Raw genomic sequence first — 18,036 nt, 5'->3', positions numbered from 1 at the left:
ACGTCATTGGTGCTCCGCTAGCAAGCCATATTCGCGCTGGAAATAGGAGGTAACGTCTCGACCGACGAACCCCTCCGCACCGGACATGGCGTCCACCGGAACGAATCTCCCATCGATCCGCTCGTACAGCCGACCGTCGCCTGCCATCGCAGTATCGTTCGCCCACACGACGAGCGCCCGCCGGGCTTCGACGCCGAGGTCGGTTAGCCGTTCGGCGTCGATTTCCGCTTGGGCCTTCCAGACCAGAGCGTCAGGCCATCGGACTGTGTCTGGATCCTCGAGTGCTTCACGGAGTTGCTCCTCTACCGTTGTCACGGATCGGTCGCCCGGGTCGAACGTGACGCGAATCCACGAACTCATTGGATAGATGAACAGAATGAATACTGTTAATTTTTCGGTTGTGGACCTCATGACCACCGACACTTGTTTCGATTGGACTTCGATGAATATAACGTGCCGTAAGCAACTATAGTTATCGAACTGCCCGATTCAGTTTCAGGCGTAGATGTGGATGAAAAAATCGTAATACTACCTACTGCTATCCTCGAGAGGGATATAAATTCACGATACAGTTCGTGATGAGGTACTCGCCGCTCTCGAGCCAACTGCAACTATGGCCACAGAGACACCCGATCGAGAACACACGCCAACGAACGAGACACGCGACCCGGACGACAGCCAGTATGCGGCCCATCTCGAGCGCAGTCGAACCGTCTGGGACCGCTGGAGCGATTACTACACGATGAGCGAGACCGACCTCGAGCCGCTGCGTGAGGCAGCGATCGACCGACTCGAGTTGCAACCGGGCGATCGCGTCCTCGAGATCGGCTGTGGCCCGGGCGTCAACTTCGAGCGGGTTCGCAGCGAGATCGGCGAGCAGGGCGAACTCGTCGCCGTCGACTACAGCCCGGAGATGATCGCAAAGGCACGAGCACGCATCGACCACCACGGCTGGGAGAACGTCGAGGTTCGCCGCGCCGACGCGACGACGGCCGAGTTCGACGACCCCTTCGATGCAGCGATCGCGACGCTTTCGCTGTCCGTCATGCCCGACATCCACCGTGCAGTCGAAACCGTCTCCCAGTCGCTGGTCCCCGACACGACGTTCGTGGTTGTCGATGTTCGACCGGTCCCTGACGGCCCCGCTCGCGTCTTGAATCCGTTCCTGTGGCGGTTCCTTCGCTGGTACGCGAACTGGAACCCCGACGACGACGTCGTGGATGCGCTCGCGACTGTTTTCGATACCCACGAACTCGTCGACAGTTCGTTAGCCGGGACTCTCTACACTGTCGTCTGCGAAAAAGAGAGGTAGTGGCCTACGGGCCACGCTCGAGCACGCGCTCGACCGCGTTCGCTTCGCCACGACGGATGAGTGCCGATGCTGTCGAGACGGCACACTCGAGTTCGTCGGCGACGGCCTCGATACCACCCTCGCGCGGGACCTCGTAGAAGCCGACGTCCCAAGCGGCCTGCAATGCGGCCAGTTGTCGATCGGAAACCGCCGTGTCGGTGGTTGTAATCGCCTGACTGACCCAGCGCACGTCGAGTGCCATCCCGTCGGGAATCTCCGCCATCACGGCGGTGAGCGCCGTCGAATGCCCGACGAGCGTCAGTCGAATCGTTCGATCGGATCTGATCTCGATGGGCGGGACGACCACGACGGTGTCCTGTGCGAGCGCGCTCAACAGCGACAGCCCATCCGGCCCGAGATCACGACGAAGATAGAGAAAGAAGCCGTCGTCGGCTGGCGTTATCTCGTACTCGAGAACCGCCTCGAGGTCGTCTAACAGCGGTTCGTAGGCCTCGGGATCGCCGTAGACAAAGGACGTGATCGTTTCGACGCCATCGACGGCTTGCCCGCCGACGATCACCTCCCGTTCGAGCGCCGACGAGTCACAGATCCCCTCGTGGAGCGGCGGGAGTGCAGCGGTCGTGTATCGAAGCTCGATCCGCATCGATTTCATGACTCGAGAATCCGAGGCAATGAACTTAAATTCCCGATAGCTATCGGGAGTATCCCGACGGCGCTCCCGAGACGAGTCTACGTATGGACAGCCAACGACTTCGGCGGGTGTGCTGGGGTGGCCTCCTTCTCGGGGCGGGCCTCGCTGGTGTGTACGCTCGAGATCGGTCTCGAGCCGAGCGATCGCCTGACGAGGGGACGATCATCACGGAACGTCACGCGACCGCCGTTCTCGTCAGTCGACGGATCGACCCCGGTCACGTCGAGACGATCGAAAACGAGATTTCGCGGACGTGTCTCGGATCCGATCCGAACCGCGTGCGTGGACTCGAGGAGGCGAGTACGGCGTCGCTCTTTATTGACCGGAGCGAAACCGCCCCCGAACTCGTCTGGTACGTCGAACTCCCACGCGCGGTCGTCGACGGGTGGGACGATCCACAGTCGACAGTGGCGGACGCGTTTCCCGTCGATCACGACGTGCTCGAGCCAGTCGACGACCCGGACGAACGGACGTTGCTCGTCCACGCCGTCCATCCACGGCGACCGCGCACGATCGAACCCGGACGAAGCGAGACCGACCGCTCTCTCGGGGAGTCAGGTGTCTCCACCCAGCCAGCCGCGGATGTCGAACTGGTTCGGATGCGTCTCAAGTCCGGGCTTCCTGAACGGCTCGCAGACTGGTTCGAACGCCTGACCCAGCAGGTGATCTCCGGTGAGCGAACGCTCGACCGACTCGAATCCTGGAGCGCCGAGATGCTCGAGCAAGAACGGATGTACACGGAGTCGATCGTTCTCGACCGGCACAACGGCTACACGCTGTATCAGTACATGGAAGCCGACGAGATGCAACAGGTGTACGACGCCTACTACGATACCTGGAATCCGGTCGCCCGGGGGGCCGAACACCTGATGGGTCGACTGCTCGAGAATCCGGCGTGCATCCTCGAGTACCCGCTCGAAACTGAGTTCGAACTGCTGGCACACGCAATCGCCCCGGACCGTCCCCGGCGAGTCGGAGACTGTCTCGAGACGGAAAAACGGTGAACGGTTTGGGCTCGAGGTCGATCTTATTCCGTGAACGTGATCCAGCCGTCGGGAGCCTGGGATTTCACGTTGTTCATCGCCTCGCGGGCCTCGGTGCGACTCTCGTAGGCCTGGGTGCTCTCGGCCATCGTCGAGCCGTACTCATCAACCAGCCGCCACACCCAGCCGTCCGCTGCGGTGTGGAGTTCGAAGGAGACGCTATCGATTTCGAGAATGCTCGCGTCCTCGATGAGCGACCGAACGTCCTCGAGGGCAGCGCGTGCGGCCTCGCTCGAGGCGTGGGTTTCGGTGCCAGTGGCGACTGTCTGGCCGTCCTCGTCGATGAGCCGCCAGCGCCAGCGGTCGTCGTCGTCCGCGATCAGTTCGAACGAGGCGACGTCGAAGTCGACCCGGCCGGCCATCGGTGCGAGTTGGCGAACGGTATCGATAGTCGAGCGCACGGCGGCTTTCGACGGGGCTGTCTCGGCCGCACTCGCGATCACCTCGCGGTCGCGGTCGACGAGTTCCCACGTCCAGTCATCACTGCCGTCCAGGCGGATGACCGCGTCCTCGATCGCGAAGATCGGCGCGTCGCCAGCGTGTGCCTGCAGGGTCTCGGCAGCGGCCATCCCTGCCCCGCGGTTGGCGTAGGAGACAGTCGAGTCGGCGATCTCCTCGCGGTCGCGGTCGAGCAGTCGCCAGTGCCAGTCGCCGCTTTCGTACAGCTGTACGGTGACGTCACCGATGGAGTGACTGGACGCGCGAGCGGCCGCCACGCGGATGTCCTCGAGACCATCGATGAGTTCGTCTCGGGTCGGGTGTGCTATCGCGTCGTCCGCGACGACCTCGCCCGATGGCAGCACAAACCGCCAGTGCCAGTCGTTGTCGGCGTACGTCTGGAACACCGCTCGATCCATCGTTCGCACGTCGGCGTCGAGATGCTCGAGCAGCCGGTTCATCGCCTGTCGAGCGGCACCGCGGGTCGGATGCGTCTCGGGGTCTTCGGCGACGAGTTGCCCACCTTCGTCGATGAGCCGCCAGCCCCAGCCGCCGTCTTCGTCGACGAACAGTTCGAACGCCGCGGTCTCGATCTCGAGCAACTCGGCCTCGGGGGCCTGCTCTTTGAGCGTCATCATCGTCTCTGCGGCCTCGCCACGCGATGTGTGTTCATCACCGCTGTCGGCCAAGACGTTGCCGTCCTCGTCGATGAGTCGCCAGCGCCACTCGCCGGAGTCGGCCTCGTAGACCTGAAACGCCGCGTGTTCGAACTCGATGAGTTCGGCCTCGCTGGCTTGCTCGCGGACCCGCTGAATCGCCTCGGTCGCCGTGTCGGCGTCGGGATGGGGCTCGGTACTCGCGGCGACCACCTCGCGGTCGTCGGTGACGAGCCGCCAGTGCCAGTCGGGAGTGGGCTCGCCGTCGTACTCGAGTGTGGTGCCGCCGTCGGGTTTCGCCGCGGGCTCGTCGGCCGTCACCGGCAGCGTGTCTTCGGGTTCGCCAGCGGCTGTCGCGTCGTCAGGATAGACTTCGTACGCCGCGTCCTCGATTTCGACGACGTCGGCCTCGAGGGCGTGATCTGCGAACTGGTCGGCACTGCGCTCGACAGCTGCGTCTGCCGTCGTCCCACGGGGACTCCGCGCGACGATACGCTCGGTTTCGTCGACGAGTCGCCATCGTCGCTGGTCGCCCGAGTCGTACAGCTCGTAGGCCGGTTCGCCGGCGACGGTCACCGACGCCGATTCGAACGCGGGGAGCAACGCCTCGACAGCGGCTTCGGCATCGCGGCGACTGTCGAACGTCTCCGAGCAGGCGGCGACGACGTCGTCGCGGTCGTCGACGAGCCGCCACGTCCAGCCCTCGAGTTGCTCGACGAGTTCGATCCCGACGTGTTCGACGTCGAGCAGCCGTGCGCGGCCGAACCGTTCGGCGAACTGGTGGGCAGCGTCCTCGGCCATCGCCTGCGTTTCGTGGCCCGTCTCGCTTCCGGCCAGTGGCGTTCGGTCGTCGTCGACCAGTTGCCAGTACCACCGGTCACGGTCCTCGGCGTACGTGAAGGCGGCACCGTCGATTTCGATGACGTCCGCGTCGGGGCCGCGGTCTTTCAGAAAGCTCACCGACGTTTCGGCGTCGTCGCGGTCGGCGAACGCGCCAGTGCTGGCACCGACGACGCTCCCGTCGTCGCGGGCGAGGGTCCACTGCCACGTGCCGTCTCGATCCTCGTAGAGTCGAAACGCGGAGGTCGTCAACTCCATCAGCCCTGCCGAGCTGATCTGCGATTGCACGCGTTCGATACTCTCGGTTGCGTCGGGTCGCGTGACGGCACTTCCGTTGCTCGCAGCGAGCGCCTCGAGATGTAAGACGTGCCACCGCCAGTCGCCGTGTTCGTCTCGGAAAACGGCGAACTGTGCCCCTTCGATGGCGTCGCCGGTTAGCACAGCCGGGTCGTCGGTTGCGCCTTCTTCATCGACGAACATCCCTTTCCGTCCCGTTAATACGGGCACGAGGGCGGTGACACCCGCGATAAGTCCGACACCGATCGTATAGACGGTGATGACCTGCACACTGTAGTCGACGCCGAGTTCCCGCCAGTTGTACGGATACGCCCAGCCGAAAAAGACGACGCCGGAAAGCGCAATGAGCAGTCCGAGCACGCTCGCATAGATCCCGATCCGACGGACTGGCAACATTAATACGATGCCGAATAGACAGAGTGCAAGCCCCGCTGCCGCCGTCACACCTGAGCCCCTGATCAGCGCATAGGAATCGGCGCTCCCCGCGTAGCCGACGACGAACACGAACACGCCCGCCGCGCCGAGTATGTAGCCAAAAATGAACACCCAGTAGCCGTAGACGTCCGTGCTCGAGTCGGGTTCGCCAACGTAGTGTTCGTACAGTCGAAACAGCTTGTGGTGAATTTCACTTATTGAGGACATTCGTGGACTTGACTCGATAACTGAAATACACCATAATAAAGCTCCGGCCACAGTACAAATTCTAGATATATTCGTTAAACTATGACTGATCAGTAGCGAAGACTAATCGAGTGACGACGGCCAGTTAACCCTCTGATGTGCGGCCACCGGCACGCGGAACGGCACTCGAGACGGGGCAGCGCCGCTACATCGGGACGATCGACACCGTCGAGTGGCACGGACAGTCGAGAGTCAGATGGGAAGCGATGAGACGATGTCTCACGACGCAGTCAGGCGATTCGAAGCCAAACTAGTCGAATAGCTGAAAAAAGTCGACATACGTAATTTATTTTAACATTGCGCCCGCCGGATGGGTCGCACAGACGGTCGGCTCGTAGCCGGCGTCTGACAGACCCGTCCCGAGTGCGAAGACGGTCTCGCCGAGCATCGCCATCGAGGCCTGCCCCCCGGCGTCTGCAACGTCCGTAATCGTCGCTGTAACCTCGTCGGTCAACAGCCCTGCCTCGCGGGCAAACAGCCGGGAGGCGTACATGAACGACAGCAGCGTCGGCTCCTCGACGACACGGGACAGCGCCTGTTTCCCGGCCGCCGACAACTGGTCGGTCTCCCCCGAGAGGACCTCCGCCGTCGACAGTTCGCCAAACGAGACGTACTCCACGCGCGCCCGTTCCGGAATCGCGTCGAGTTTGTTCTCCTGTGGCCCGCCGGGCTCGAGGCGGATCGGCACGCCGCCGTGGGCCTGCGCGACCACGTCACCCAGTCCGGTTCCGGCCTGTACTTCGGCCCCGTGGGCGATCGTGACGAGTTCGTTTCGCGAGAGCTTTCGCTCGAACACGCGGTTGGCCGCGAGTGCAGTGCCAAGCGCCATCGCCCCCGAGACGCCGAAGCCGGAGCCGAGCGGAATCTCGGATTCGGCCTCGACGTGGGCCGGCGTCTCGAGCGTCTCGAGGACGGTTCTAACGGGATCGATCTCGAGTTCCTTGTCATCGAGAACGATCGTCGACTCGCCCTCGGGTGCGGGTGTGACCGTTACGTCGACACCGTCGGTGAGTGTCAGCCCGGCCCCTCGAGAGCCCGCTTTTGTCGGATCCTCGGCTGGGTGCGCGCTGAAAAAGCCCGTGATATGCCCCGGTACGAACGCGGTCGCCTCCTCACGCATTGGGGATGCTTGCGACCGCGGCGATATAACAGTGAAGATTCGACACAGATTCAGTCGACCCTCACCGATACGAGCCCTGCTCCGCCTCGAGGCTGCCGGAGACGGCGATCCAATCCGCCTGCGGGCCGGTGAGGTCGACGGCGAGTTCGTCCGTGTACCGGTTGCCGTTCCAGCCGCCGACCCACCACGAGTTCTCGCCGCGGTGGGTGACCCGGATCGAGACCTCGGTAGACGGATCGGCATCGTACTCGGCGTAGACAAAGCTCGTGTACTCGAGACAGCGATCCGTTCCGTCGAGACACGTCGTCTCGGTGGTGTCGTCGCGTGGCTCGAGCACCGGCTCGGTGCCGACCGGCTCGCGCGTCTCGATCGGCTCGTCGCTCTCGATCCGGAGGTGTAACTCGTACTGCTCGCGGTCGCGGACGAACATCTCGGGGTCGTCCGGGTCGTACTCCTCGGCCGTGATCCGTTCTGTCCGACCCAGGTCACCCTCCTCGACGAATCGGTAGTACTCGGGTTCGACGACCAACTCGTCGACGGTCACCTCGAGCATCGGGCCGCGGTCAGTGTCGACGAGCCGGCTCGAGAACGCCTCGGGTTGGGCGTAGTAGTCGCCGTCCTCGAGCGCGCCCGCGACGGATACCTCACCGTCAGCGACCGGCACTGGGACGAGAACCGTTGCGTTCGTCACCGTCCCGTTTGTCGATACCTCGACGTTGTAGCTGTACTCGCTCGTGTAGCTGTCCTCTGCAAGCGAGTCGGAGAGGAGGGCGAGCCCGCCGACCACGAGCGCAGCGACAACGACCAATCCCACGAGTCCGATGCCGATCGTGCGTTTGTCTCTCATCGTGTTCCTCGAGCGGACGATCCTCGCAAGCCGAGACACCGGCCACTGGCGGTCGATACGGGCGGGGAACTGGTAGCGGTATCGGATCGTTCCCGGCAGTGAAAATTCGGTTTTCGTGATCGACTCGAGTCGTCAGCAAGCGGCGAGCCCGCACGGGCTCAGACGCTGCCGGTCCGGCGAGGCGCTCGCACGCGAGCGTCTCGCTGGCCCCCAGGTTTGCCGCCTACGGCGACAAACGCTGGCGATCTCGCGGGAACACCGTTGGACTCGCGTTGCTCGTCCAACGAGCTCCCGCTCGGCGAACAGCGACCTCGTCTACGGCGAGAGTCGCTGTCGATCTCGTGGGAACAACACAGCCTCTCGAATGTTGTCCAGTCCGAGGATCGTCATGATCAGGCGCTCGCCACCGAGGCCGAAGCCGGCGTGAGGCGGCATGCCGTATTTGAACATCTTCGTGTAGTACTCGAACTGCTCGGGGTCGAGCCCTTGCTGTTCGAAGCCTTCGATGAGCTTCTCGTGGCGGTGTTCGCGCTGGCCGCCGGAGACGAGTTCCATCCGCGGGTGCATCAGGTCGAAGCCAGTCGAGAGCTGGTCGTCGTCGTCGTGGTCTTTGATGTAGAACGGCTTGATCTCGCTCGGCCAGTCGGTGATAAAGTAGTGGCCGCCGACGTCGTCGCCGAGTGCCTTCTCGCCCTCGGTCGGCAGGTCGTCGCCCCAGACGAGCTGCTCGTCGAGTTCGCCCGTCGCGTTGATGCGCTCGATGGCGTCCTCGTAGCTGATGCGTGGGAACGCCTCCTCGGGCACCTCGAACTCGTCTTCGAGGCCGAGCGCCTCGAGTTCGTCGGCACAGTTCTCGGAAACGGCTTCGTAGGCGGCTTTGACGACGCCTTCGACGACGTCCATCGCGTCGTTCTGGTCACAGAACGCGCCCTCGAAGTCGATCGAGGTCGCCTCGTTGAGGTGTCGCGGCGTGTTGTGCTCTTCGGCGCGGAAGATCGGGCCGATTTCGAAGACACGCTCGACGTTCGAGCCAGCGATCAGCTGCTTGAACAGCTGTGGCGACTGGTTCATGAAGGCCTCCTCGCCGAAGTACGTGATCGGGAAGAGTTCGGTGCCGCCTTCGGTCCCGGTGGCGACGATCTTCGGCGTGTTGATCTCCGTACACTCGAACTCGCGGAACTGCTCGCGGACGGCACGCAGGATCTCCGAGCGAATCTCGAAGACCGCCTGCACGTCGTCTTTTCGAAGGTCGAGCGTGCGGTTGTCGAGTCGCGTCGAGAGGTCAGCGTCGACCTTCCCCGACGGGTCAAGCGGCAGTTCGGGGTCGGCCGGCGCGACGACCTCGACGCTTTCGGGCGTGATCTCGACGCCCGTTGGCGCGCGTGGCTCCTCTTCGACGGCACCCGAAACCGAGACGACGCTCTCTCGAGAGACGCCGAGGCCGGTTTCGACGAGTTCGTCGTCCATCTCGTCTTTCTCGAACTTGATCTGGATCTTGCCCGTGCTGTCTCGGAGGATCAAGAAGGCAATGCCGCCGAGGTCGCGGATTTCGTGCACCCAGCCAGCGACGGTTACGTCGTCGCCCGGCTCAGCGTCGGCAGTATGGATTCTGTCCTGCATACCACCCGATTCCCGTCGCCGGAACTTAAGCGCAATCGTTCTGTGCCGGACGACGGCGCTCGAGACGGACTACTGACGCGATACGAGAGGGACTCGAAGGAGTGGCTGACCGATGAACGGGCTGTGGACCGTGACCAGCAAGCGATTTCAGCGCTCGTGGACGGTCATCGGAATCTCGTGTTTCGGGCGCGCGGTGATCGTCGCCATCAGATCGAGGTCCGTCCCGGGGACGAGTTCGAGGTGGTACTCCTGGTAGATCGTCGCGAGCATGAGCCGTGCCTCGAGCATCGCAAACCGGTCGCCGATACATCGGCGCGGCCCCGCCGCGAACGGGAAGTAGGCGAGTTTCGGGAGATCGGACTCCATCTCGTCGGTCCAGCGCGCGGGCCGGAACGCGAGCGGGTCGTCGTACCAGCGCGGGTCGCGGTGGACCACCCACTGGTGCATCCGAACCGTCGATCCCGGCTGAATCTCGTAGCCGTCGATGATGTCCGGCTTGACCGGTTCGCGGACGATTCCCGGCACCGGCGGATAGAGGCGCATCGACTCTTTGACGACCTGTTCCGTATATGTGAGTTCAGAGAGATCCGCCATCGTCGGCGTCTCACCGTCGAGTACCTCGTCGAGTTCCTCGACGAGTCGCTGCTCGGCGGCGGGGTTCGTCGCGAGGAGATACGCGGTAAACGTCAGCGAGAGCGCCGTCGTCTCGTGGCCGGCGAGCAACAGCGTCACGACCTCGTCTCTGATCTGTTCGTCCGAGAGCGTGGCCCCCTCCTCGTCGCTCATCTCGAGGAGTTTCGAGATGACGCCCTGCTCTGTGGGGTTCGCCCGCCGCTCTTCGATCAATCGGTAGACGACGGCGTCGAGCTCCTCGCGTGCGCGCTGGATTCGGCGTCGGGACGGCGTCGGAACCGTCGGCGGGAGGACCAGATGCGAGAGGCTCTCACTCGCCAGCATGAACTCCTCGAGCGCGTCACCGACCGTGTCAACGGCGTCGTCGATGTCGACGCCGAACAGCGCCCGGGCGACGATTTTCAGTGTAATCTCCATCATGTCCTCGTGGAACAGCCGGGTCTGACCGTCGTCCCACTCCTCGAGCCCCGCCTCGGTGAACTCGGTCATCATCGAGGCGTACTCCTGGATTCGGTTGGGGTGGAACGCGGGCTGGATGAGGTGGCGATTTCGCCGCCAGACTGCGCCCTCGCTGTTGAGGATGCCGTTGCCCGTGACCGGTCCGAGAATGGTCTGGAACCGCTCGCCTTTGATGTAGTTCTGGTTGTTCTGGACGAGCACCTGCTCGATGTAGTCGGGATGATTGAGCTGGTAGACGGGGCCACCCGGTTCCTCCCATTGGGCGATATCGCCGTACTCCTGGGCTGTCGTCGTCATGAAATCGTACGGATCGCGGAGGAAGGCGAGTTGGTTGCCGACGATCGGCAGTCCACTGGGACCGGGCGGCTGCTCGTCACGGATCGCGGGGGTGTCGCTGCTCATTGCTACTCGTTTCGACGGACGCGAGCCACCTATCTCTACGGCCGAGCATCCTCGGCACGCTTAATTATAACCCGCCCCGGTCTCCCGACATGCACGCACACTCAAGCGAACGGGCACGAACCCCACCGATGCACGCGCGACGCCAGGTATCGACATGAGAGCCGCAACGGTGACGCTCTCGTGGGACGGCGGCCACGTCAATCCGATCGCGGATATTTTCGGTCCCGACGACGCGGTTTCCCTCGAGTCGATCCGCTACGTCAACCCTATTGGTGACGGCCGGTACGTCGAACTCCTCGATCTGCGTGGCGACCTCGAGCGGGCGCGGACACTGCTCGAGGACGCGCCCGAGGCGATCGAATATGATCTCGTCGGCGATGACGACCGGGGCGTCGCCTACGTCCAGTGGCGCACCGTCGGCCTCGTCGGTGACCTCCTCTCGATCCTCGACGACCGCGAAATCGTCATCGACTGGCCGATCACGGCCGTCGAAACCGAGACCGACCGCGGGCTCGAGTTGACAGTGGTCGGGACGAACTGGGCGATCGAACAGGCGGCCACGGATCTGCCCGACGGCGTCAGCCTCGAACTCCATCGACTCGGCAGCTACCGCCCGCAGGCAGATCGGCAGTTTGCGACGCTTACCGAGCGCCAGCGAGCGGTCTTCGAACTGGCGCTCGCGGAGGGCTACTACGAGGTGCCACGGGAGACGACACAGCGCGATCTCGCCGACCAACTCGACTGCGCGACGGGAACCGTCGCCGAACACCTCCAGCGCATCGAATCGGCGTTCGCGAGCGCCTACGCTGCGTCGATCCAGTCTCAGGATCGCTGACCCGAACGAGCCGGCTCGACTCGAGCCGATCAGCTGTCCACCCCTGTGCTGGCTGGCACCAGACTCGTTTTTATCCGCCACCGATAAGCGACTGGTATGGACGATCTTGAGCGACTCGCCGCCGACATCCGGCGTGCAGACACTGTGGTTGCGTTCACCGGCGCAGGCATCTCTGCACCCTCCGGCGTCCCAACCTTCCGCGGCGACGACGGCGTCTGGGAGCACTTCGATGAGGGCCAGTTCACCTACGGGCGCTTTCAGCGCGACCCAGCGGGGTTCTGGGCGGACCGCCTCGAGTTGCAGCGAGCGATGTTCGACGGCGAGTTCGAACCCAACGCAGCCCACGAGGCGCTGGCTGCGATGGGAACGGACGGACACCTCGAGGCGATTCTGACCCAGAACACGGACGGTCTTCATGCGGATGCCGCCGACTCGGTTGCGAGCGACTCGAGTGAGACGACACTGCTCGAACTGCACGGCAACGCTCGACGCGTGCGCTGTACCGACTGCGGGCGTCGTATCGACGGCGATCCGGTTTTCGAACGCGCTGCCGACGGCGACCTTCCACCGACCTGTGACTGTGGCGGCGTCTACAAACCCGATGTCGTCCTCTTCGGCGAACAGCTTCCGGGGGCGGTCATCCAGCGCGCTCGAGCACTCGCCCGCGAGAGCGACGTCTTCCTCGCGATTGGCTCCTCGCTGGTGGTCGAACCCGCCGCGTCGCTGCCCCGACTCGCCGCGTCGCCAGAGACGACTGTGGGGATCATCAACCTCGAGTCGACACCGGTCGACTCGGCTGCTGATATCGTCTACCGTGAGGACGTGACGACTGTGTTGCCACGGCTTCGTGACGTCCTCGAGGCGTGAAACAGGTCTGCTTCGAAAAGAGAGATAAACAGCCGGCGATCGCGTGTGCCCGTCTCAGGCGTCGCGTGCCGCCTCGACCGTCTCGCGGACGGCCTCGACACCTTCGTCGTGGGCGAGGTCGCCGACGACGATGACGTCCGCGTGTGTGGCCATCTTCGCGGCTGAGTCGTAGTCGTGGATGCCGCCGCCGTAGAACAGCGTCGACTCCTCGGTCGCCTCGCTTGCGGCCTGGACGATGGCTTCGTCGCCCAGCATGCCGGAGTACTCGAGGTAGACGATCTCTTGGCCGAACATCCGTTCGGCGACCTCTGCGTAGGCAGCGACGTCCTCGGCGTCGAGATCACAGTCAGCTTCGGTGTACGTCGCGACGTCCGCCTCAGGATTCATCACGATGTACGCCTCCGTCCACGTTCGATCCCAGTCCATGTCGCCATCGAGTCGGACCCACTCTTTGTGTGCGCCCGTGATCCAGAACGGCGACCCGGCGTTGAAGACGGTCGGAATGAGATAGCCCTCGAGCGCCCGGTTATCGATGACGACCTCGGGATTCGACGGCTCCTGATAGAGCGGCACGTCGTGTTCGGCACAGGCCTCGACGACGGCTTCCATGTTTTCCTCGGTGATGCCCATGGTGCCGCCGACCTCGATCGCGTCGGTGCCGGTCGCACAGAGGTCGCCGTAGGTGACGCCCTCGGGAAGCTCCTTGTCGGGATCGATTTTGAGAATGTGGTTCCAGTCGTCCCAGGGGCAAGCGGTAGTCATACCGCTCCGTTTCCCGACAACCGGCAAAAACGCTACGAATCGGCCCCCTCTCGAGAAACGGGCTCGAGGGCCGCGCTCTCGGCCGTCGAGCGGTTCCGTCGACTGCGCTCGACCGTCAGCTTAGACGTACTCGAACCACTCGTCGTATGCGTCCGTTTTGCGCTCGACGATATCGAAGAACCGCGACTGGATGTCCTCGGTGACGGGACCACGGGAGCCGTTGCCGATGGTGACGTTGTCGACTTTCCGGATGGGGGTCACTTCGGCCGCAGAGCCGGTGAAGAACAGCTCGTCGGCCGTGTTGAGTTCGCCACGGGAGATCGAGACATCGTCGTGGACGGTGTAGCCGAGATCCTCGGCGATCTTGATCACGCTGTCGCGGGTGATGCCGTCGAGAATCGACTCCGAGAGGCCGGGCGTGTAAATCTCGTCGTCACGAACCAGGAAGATATTCTCACCGGGGCCTTCTGCGACGTTGCCCTCCTTGTTCAACACGATTGCTTCGGCGTAGCCGTTCCGTCGGGCTTCCTCGCCAGCGAGCATGCTGTTGACGTACAGGCCCGTCGTCTTCGCGTTCGTCGGAATCTGGCTCGAGGCATGTTTGCGCCACGAGGAAATCATCACGTCGATTCCGTCCTCGAGTGCTTCTTCGCCGAGGTAGGCTCCCCACGGCCACACAGCGACGGCGGTGCGGGTCGGGCAGTCTTTCGGGCTGACGCCGAGCGAGTTGTAGCCGTAGAAGGCGATCGGTCGAATGTAACAGGAGGGGAGCTCCTGACGCTGAATGAGTGTTTTCGTCGCCTCGGTGAGTTCCTCCTTGGTGTGATCGATCTCCATCTCATAGGGCTTTGCAGACTGGAACAGCCGCTCTAAGTGTTCTTCCCAGCGGAAGATCGCCGGCCCTTCTTCGGTGTCATAACAGCGTGCACCCTCGAAGACGCCGGTGCCGTAATGAAGGCCGTGTGTGAGCACGTGGACCTGCGCCTCGTCCCAGTCGACGAACTCGCCGTCCATCCAGATCGTGTCGACATCCATCTCGTCAAATCCCATGCTCGACTGTGAGGAAACCCACTGTAGTAAGTATTCGTGATTTGCGGGACGAGACCGGTGTTTGGCACGGGCGATCGCCGTCACGGACACATCCCCGTAGACCGCCCTCGATCAAATCGATGCGCTACTCGCTACGGTCGCGATCCCGTGTCGCCTCGAGTGCGACGGCGACGGTACCGACGACGCCGACAACGACGGCGCCAAACTGGAGAAGCGTGACGAACGGCGATGGCGATTCGTCCGGCCCGCCGTCGTGATCGTGTTCGTCGTGATCGTGCTCGTGTGCATCCGACGCCGGACTCGCGTGGGCGTCGAACCACTCGCTGACGAACTCGCCATCGGGCGAGCCAGTGACGCGAAGCTCCCAGTCGCCGTCGGCTGGAAGCGTCTGGACGGTCGCGTAGGTCCCGTCGTCGGTTTCCTCGAGGTCGACATCGAACGTGTCGTCCGGGCCAGCTGCCGAGAGCCTGACAGTGCGGTCGGAGGCGACCGACTCTCCGTGATCGTCGAGGAACGCGAGCTCGAAGACGACCGGCTCACCTGCCCCAACGAGGAATCGGTCGTCTCCGTCGTCGCCTTCGACGGGGGTCACCGTCAGCGCGAGATCGACATCCCCCTCCCGTTCGATCGTCGCCGAACCAAGCGTGTCGTCCCCGGCGACGGCTGCCGTCGGTGCCGAGGTCAACAGTCCCGAAAGCAAGAGCACGACGACGAGAACGCCGACCTCGAGGATGATTGCGCGCCTGAACGTGGTGATCGTCTCCCGTCCCGGCTGGCCGCCGTCCTCGCGGACCCCAGACTCGGAACTGCTCCCGAACAGTCGGCCACCGAATCCGGTTCGACCGGCATCCGTGGGGGACTCGAGGCGGCGAAGGAGGATGAACCGGGTGAACCCACCCAGTCCGAGCGCCAGCAGGACCAACAGCGTTTTCGCGGAGAGGGCAGTGCCGTAGACGGTCTCGCCGAGGGCCTCGAGCGTCGGGACGTGCCACGCCGCAAGGATGAGTCCGGTCGCACCGGCGAGTGTCACGCCGGCGAGGGCGAGCACCGAATAGCGACGGATCGTGTCGACGACGAGGGCCGTGCGATCAGCGGGGAGCGTATCGCGAAGCAGCGGCGGCACGACGAGTGCGAGAACGACGAGGCCGCCGACCCACAGGCCCGCCCCGGCAATGTGTGCCAGATCGACGGCGAACCCCTGCAGGCGGCCGATCGCTGTCGCCGAGTGGCTCGTCCAGCTTACAGTCCCGGCAACGCCGACTGCGCCGACGACCGTCCCGGCGAGCCAGCCACGACGCGAGAACGAGCCAGCGACGGCTGCCCCGAGGACGGCCACGACCGCGGCGGCGAACGCGAGCTGTCCCAGCCATGCTTGGCCAAGGGGCAACCCAGCAAACTCGAGGAGCGTTCCGGGAACGAGCGGCCCGACTGATCGCGCCTGAACGAGACCGAGCGCGACCACCGACCCGAGCAGCAGGACACCCGCCCCGGCGAGCAGCCGCGTGAGACGCCGATCGACCGACTGTGCCGACGCACCGACGCGACCGGCAGCCGGGTAGACCGCAATCGCAGCCGTCAACGGCCCGCCGATGAGGGCGACGAGAGCGACCAGCAACAGCCCCTTCGCGGCGGTTTCGACCGGCGGAACCGACTCGTCCGCGTCGTCTTCGTCGTCGTAGGCCTCGAGGACGGCGTCACGATCAAGCGGGCCGTCGCCGACGCTGAAGAAGAACGTGCCGGATGTCGTATGGCCGTCGTCGGCGAACACCTCCCACTCGACGGTGTACATCCCGTCAACGTCGTCGCTCTCAGTTGGGGCCTCGAGGGGCGTCCGAACGATCTGCGTGTCGTCCGGATCGATCGTCGCGTCGCCGCTGACGTCTTCGCCATCGGGTCCGGTGACGGTGACATCGGCGACCTGAACGCCATCACCCGAGAAAAAGAGCGTGACGTCTTCAGGGAGCGTTTCGACCTGCTCGCCGTTTGCCGGATCGGCGTCGCTCAGATAGGCGTGGGCGACAACGGGCGTTGCGACGCTTGCAGCCAGCACGATGGCGATGAGGACCACGGCGGCCACAGTCACGATCCGAAATGGACGACGACGATCGGACGATTCGGTCGAATGCATCGGTTATCGGATGGTGCCGGTGTAGCCAGTGCCCGAGTCACCGACGTACTGGATCGTATCGACACCGTCCTCGACGTCGACGTGGTCGACCACTTCCTGCGTGGACATATCGACGACGGCGACGAACCCGTCGGCGTCGGCGGGGGTGAGGAAGTACTCGTCGCCAGCAACGCCGGTTCGGTGGAGGTGATGGGCGTCCTCGGGTCGTTCGATGTCGCCGACGGCGAGCGTGTCGACGACATCGAACGAGTCGAGGTCGATGGCTGCCGCCTCGTCGTTCATCGTGTTGGCAGTGAAGCCATACATCGTGTCGCCGTCGTCGTAGTACCGCAGCGCGTCGGGACCGCCCTCAACCGTGACTGAGTCGAGTTCCGTACTGTCGTCGCTCGTCGCATCGAGAAAGCGAATCTCATCGCCGTCGAGCACACCGAGCAGTTCCTCGTCGGGCGTGAGATACATGCCGCCCGCGAACGCGAGTTCGTCGACAATCTCGTTGGTGTCGGTGTCGACGACGACGGTCTCGTCGCCGTACTCGAAGTAGGCGAGTCCGGTCTGTGGGCTGTAGGCTTTGTAGTGTGTGCCGCCGTCGTCGCCGAACTCGAGGAAGTCCGATCGCTCGTAGCTGTCCAGATCGATGACTGGCGCGCCCGGATCGTTGACGTTCGTCGCATAGCCCGTCGAGCCGAGGTCGTCGTGGTAGAGCAGTTTGCCGTGGCCCTCTCCCTCGAGGCCCGAATCAACGATCTCGGTGACCTCGTGTGAACTCGTCTCAATGACATAAAACGCCCCTTCCCCGTCGGAGTGGGCCCAGATCTCGTCGTCGTTTGGATGGTACATGTGGGTTGCATCGGGGCCAATATCGACTTCCGCGACGACCTCGCGGGACTCGGTGTCGATCGCGAGCACCTGATCGAGCGAGCCTTCGATCACGTAGATCTCGCTGTAATCTGCCGTGATCTGCGGATCGCCCCAGTCGTTGTCGTCGATCCCATCGGTGATCTCGTCGACGACCGCCCCCTCAGCCGGATCGATAATCGAGATCGTGTTCGGCGCGAACGCGTAGGCGAGTCCCTCGCTGCCATCGCCGCTGTCACCGTTCCGGTCGGTGGTATCGCCACCGTCGTCATCGTCGTCACCGAGACAACCCGCCAGACTGACCGCGATTCCACCAGTTATTGCCTGTACAACACGCCGTCGTTTGACGGGTTGGTCCATACCGGCAATAATTATGCCTTTCCCATCTTGATTCTGGTTCGATTGACGAACGGAGATCGCTCTCGAGGAACGTGTTTCCAAGACAGCTTATCAGTCTCTCGAATCAAAACGGTTCGTCCGTCACGAGCCACTCGAGTACA

Annotated in this window: 15 protein-coding genes; 4 read left to right on the top strand and 11 right to left on the bottom strand. The window is 63.7% G+C overall.

Annotated elements, in window-relative coordinates; translation table 11 throughout:
- Window positions 1-3: 3 nt before the first annotated feature.
- Window positions 4-360, bottom strand: coding sequence for a hypothetical protein (locus tag DV706_RS10865; RefSeq protein ID WP_006064580.1), 357 nt, complete (start codon window positions 358-360; stop codon window positions 4-6).
- Window positions 361-613: 253 nt separating this feature from the next.
- Between DV706_RS10865 and DV706_RS10860 the strand changes: the two genes are divergently transcribed.
- The gene (locus tag DV706_RS10860; RefSeq protein ID WP_006064581.1) at window positions 614-1,312 is read left to right on the top strand and encodes a class I SAM-dependent methyltransferase; all 699 of its coding nucleotides are present in this window, start codon (window positions 614-616) and stop codon (window positions 1,310-1,312) included.
- Between the two features lie 4 nt (window positions 1,313-1,316).
- Here DV706_RS10860 and DV706_RS10855 read toward each other — a convergent pair whose 3' ends face one another.
- Window positions 1,317-1,964 carry a helix-turn-helix domain-containing protein gene (locus DV706_RS10855; protein ID WP_006064582.1) on the bottom strand — a complete coding sequence of 216 codons (648 nt, stop codon included), beginning with the start codon at window positions 1,962-1,964 and terminating at the stop codon, window positions 1,317-1,319.
- A gap of 83 nt (window positions 1,965-2,047) precedes the next feature.
- Here DV706_RS10855 and DV706_RS10850 point away from each other — a divergent pair, with 83 nt between their 5' ends.
- Window positions 2,048-3,007 (top strand): hypothetical protein, encoded by a 960-nt coding sequence (locus DV706_RS10850; protein WP_006064583.1) that lies wholly within the window; start codon window positions 2,048-2,050, stop codon window positions 3,005-3,007.
- A gap of 23 nt (window positions 3,008-3,030) precedes the next feature.
- On the opposite strand, the gene DV706_RS10845 is transcribed toward DV706_RS10850, so the two are convergent.
- From DV706_RS10845 to DV706_RS10825, 5 genes are all read right to left on the bottom strand, one after another.
- Window positions 3,031-5,919: a DUF1508 domain-containing protein gene (locus tag DV706_RS10845; protein WP_006064584.1), complete on the bottom strand. Its 2,889-nt coding sequence runs from the start codon at window positions 5,917-5,919 to the stop codon at window positions 3,031-3,033.
- 325 nt (window positions 5,920-6,244) lie between these two features.
- Window positions 6,245-7,078, bottom strand: coding sequence for a pantoate kinase (locus tag DV706_RS10840; RefSeq protein WP_006064585.1), 834 nt, complete (start codon window positions 7,076-7,078; stop codon window positions 6,245-6,247).
- A gap of 61 nt (window positions 7,079-7,139) precedes the next feature.
- Window positions 7,140-7,925, bottom strand: a complete 786-nt coding sequence (locus DV706_RS10835) for a hypothetical protein (protein WP_006064586.1) — start codon at window positions 7,923-7,925, stop codon at window positions 7,140-7,142.
- A gap of 315 nt (window positions 7,926-8,240) precedes the next feature.
- Entirely contained in the window at window positions 8,241-9,545 is a 1,305-nt protein-coding gene (gene aspS, locus DV706_RS10830; protein WP_006064587.1) for an aspartate--tRNA(Asn) ligase, read from the bottom strand.
- Window positions 9,546-9,692: 147 nt separating this feature from the next.
- Complete coding sequence (locus tag DV706_RS10825) at window positions 9,693-11,039, bottom strand: cytochrome P450 (protein ID WP_006064588.1); 1,347 nt, start codon at window positions 11,037-11,039, stop codon at window positions 9,693-9,695.
- A gap of 154 nt (window positions 11,040-11,193) precedes the next feature.
- Here DV706_RS10825 and DV706_RS10820 point away from each other — a divergent pair, with 154 nt between their 5' ends.
- Together DV706_RS10820 and DV706_RS10815 are read left to right on the top strand one after the other, a co-directional pair.
- Entirely contained in the window at window positions 11,194-11,874 is a 681-nt protein-coding gene (locus tag DV706_RS10820) for a helix-turn-helix domain-containing protein (RefSeq protein ID WP_006064589.1), read from the top strand.
- Between the two features lie 96 nt (window positions 11,875-11,970).
- Window positions 11,971-12,741: an SIR2 family NAD-dependent protein deacylase gene (locus DV706_RS10815; RefSeq protein ID WP_006064590.1), complete on the top strand. Its 771-nt coding sequence runs from the start codon at window positions 11,971-11,973 to the stop codon at window positions 12,739-12,741.
- Window positions 12,742-12,795: 54 nt separating this feature from the next.
- Here the strand turns inward: DV706_RS10815 and DV706_RS10810 are convergent, their stop codons facing one another.
- The 4 genes from DV706_RS10810 to DV706_RS10795 all read right to left on the bottom strand — a co-directional run bounded on the left by DV706_RS10810 (window position 12,796) and on the right by DV706_RS10795 (window position 17,896).
- Window positions 12,796-13,503, bottom strand: coding sequence for a phosphoglycerol geranylgeranyltransferase (locus tag DV706_RS10810; protein WP_006064591.1), 708 nt, complete (start codon window positions 13,501-13,503; stop codon window positions 12,796-12,798).
- A gap of 120 nt (window positions 13,504-13,623) precedes the next feature.
- Window positions 13,624-14,553: a branched-chain amino acid transaminase gene (locus DV706_RS10805; RefSeq protein WP_006064592.1), complete on the bottom strand. Its 930-nt coding sequence runs from the start codon at window positions 14,551-14,553 to the stop codon at window positions 13,624-13,626.
- Between the two features lie 124 nt (window positions 14,554-14,677).
- Window positions 14,678-16,681: a copper resistance CopC/CopD family protein gene (locus DV706_RS10800; protein WP_006064593.1), complete on the bottom strand. Its 2,004-nt coding sequence runs from the start codon at window positions 16,679-16,681 to the stop codon at window positions 14,678-14,680.
- A gap of 3 nt (window positions 16,682-16,684) precedes the next feature.
- Window positions 16,685-17,896, bottom strand: a complete 1,212-nt coding sequence (locus tag DV706_RS10795; RefSeq protein ID WP_006064594.1) for a beta-propeller fold lactonase family protein — start codon at window positions 17,894-17,896, stop codon at window positions 16,685-16,687.
- Window positions 17,897-18,036 lie beyond the last annotated feature (140 nt).

Origin of the sequence: Natronorubrum bangense (genome assembly GCF_004799645.1) — an archaeon.
GTDB lineage: Archaea > Halobacteriota > Halobacteria > Halobacteriales > Natrialbaceae > Natronorubrum > Natronorubrum bangense.
Note: the sequence above shows the minus strand (reverse complement) of the source record. Positions and strands in the feature narration are given on the sequence as shown.

Excerpts from the sequence above, each read along its gene's own strand:
- DV706_RS10865 (WP_006064580.1), bottom strand. The coding sequence starts at position 360 with ATGAGTTCGTGGATTCGCGTCACGTTCGACCCGGGCGACCGATCCGTG.
- DV706_RS10860 (WP_006064581.1), top strand. The coding sequence starts at position 614 with ATGGCCACAGAGACACCCGATCGAGAACACACGCCAACGAACGAGACA.
- DV706_RS10855 (WP_006064582.1), bottom strand. The coding sequence starts at position 1,964 with ATGAAATCGATGCGGATCGAGCTTCGATACACGACCGCTGCACTCCCG.
- DV706_RS10850 (WP_006064583.1), top strand. The coding sequence starts at position 2,048 with ATGGACAGCCAACGACTTCGGCGGGTGTGCTGGGGTGGCCTCCTTCTC.
- DV706_RS10845 (WP_006064584.1), bottom strand. The coding sequence starts at position 5,919 with ATGTCCTCAATAAGTGAAATTCACCACAAGCTGTTTCGACTGTACGAA.
- DV706_RS10840 (WP_006064585.1), bottom strand. The coding sequence starts at position 7,078 with ATGCGTGAGGAGGCGACCGCGTTCGTACCGGGGCATATCACGGGCTTT.
- DV706_RS10835 (WP_006064586.1), bottom strand. The coding sequence starts at position 7,925 with ATGAGAGACAAACGCACGATCGGCATCGGACTCGTGGGATTGGTCGTT.
- aspS (WP_006064587.1), bottom strand. The coding sequence starts at position 9,545 with ATGCAGGACAGAATCCATACTGCCGACGCTGAGCCGGGCGACGACGTA.
- DV706_RS10825 (WP_006064588.1), bottom strand. The coding sequence starts at position 11,039 with ATGAGCAGCGACACCCCCGCGATCCGTGACGAGCAGCCGCCCGGTCCC.
- DV706_RS10820 (WP_006064589.1), top strand. The coding sequence starts at position 11,194 with ATGAGAGCCGCAACGGTGACGCTCTCGTGGGACGGCGGCCACGTCAAT.
- DV706_RS10815 (WP_006064590.1), top strand. The coding sequence starts at position 11,971 with ATGGACGATCTTGAGCGACTCGCCGCCGACATCCGGCGTGCAGACACT.
- DV706_RS10810 (WP_006064591.1), bottom strand. The coding sequence starts at position 13,503 with ATGACTACCGCTTGCCCCTGGGACGACTGGAACCACATTCTCAAAATC.
- DV706_RS10805 (WP_006064592.1), bottom strand. The coding sequence starts at position 14,553 with ATGGGATTTGACGAGATGGATGTCGACACGATCTGGATGGACGGCGAG.
- DV706_RS10800 (WP_006064593.1), bottom strand. The coding sequence starts at position 16,681 with ATGCATTCGACCGAATCGTCCGATCGTCGTCGTCCATTTCGGATCGTG.
- DV706_RS10795 (WP_006064594.1), bottom strand. The coding sequence starts at position 17,896 with ATGGACCAACCCGTCAAACGACGGCGTGTTGTACAGGCAATAACTGGT.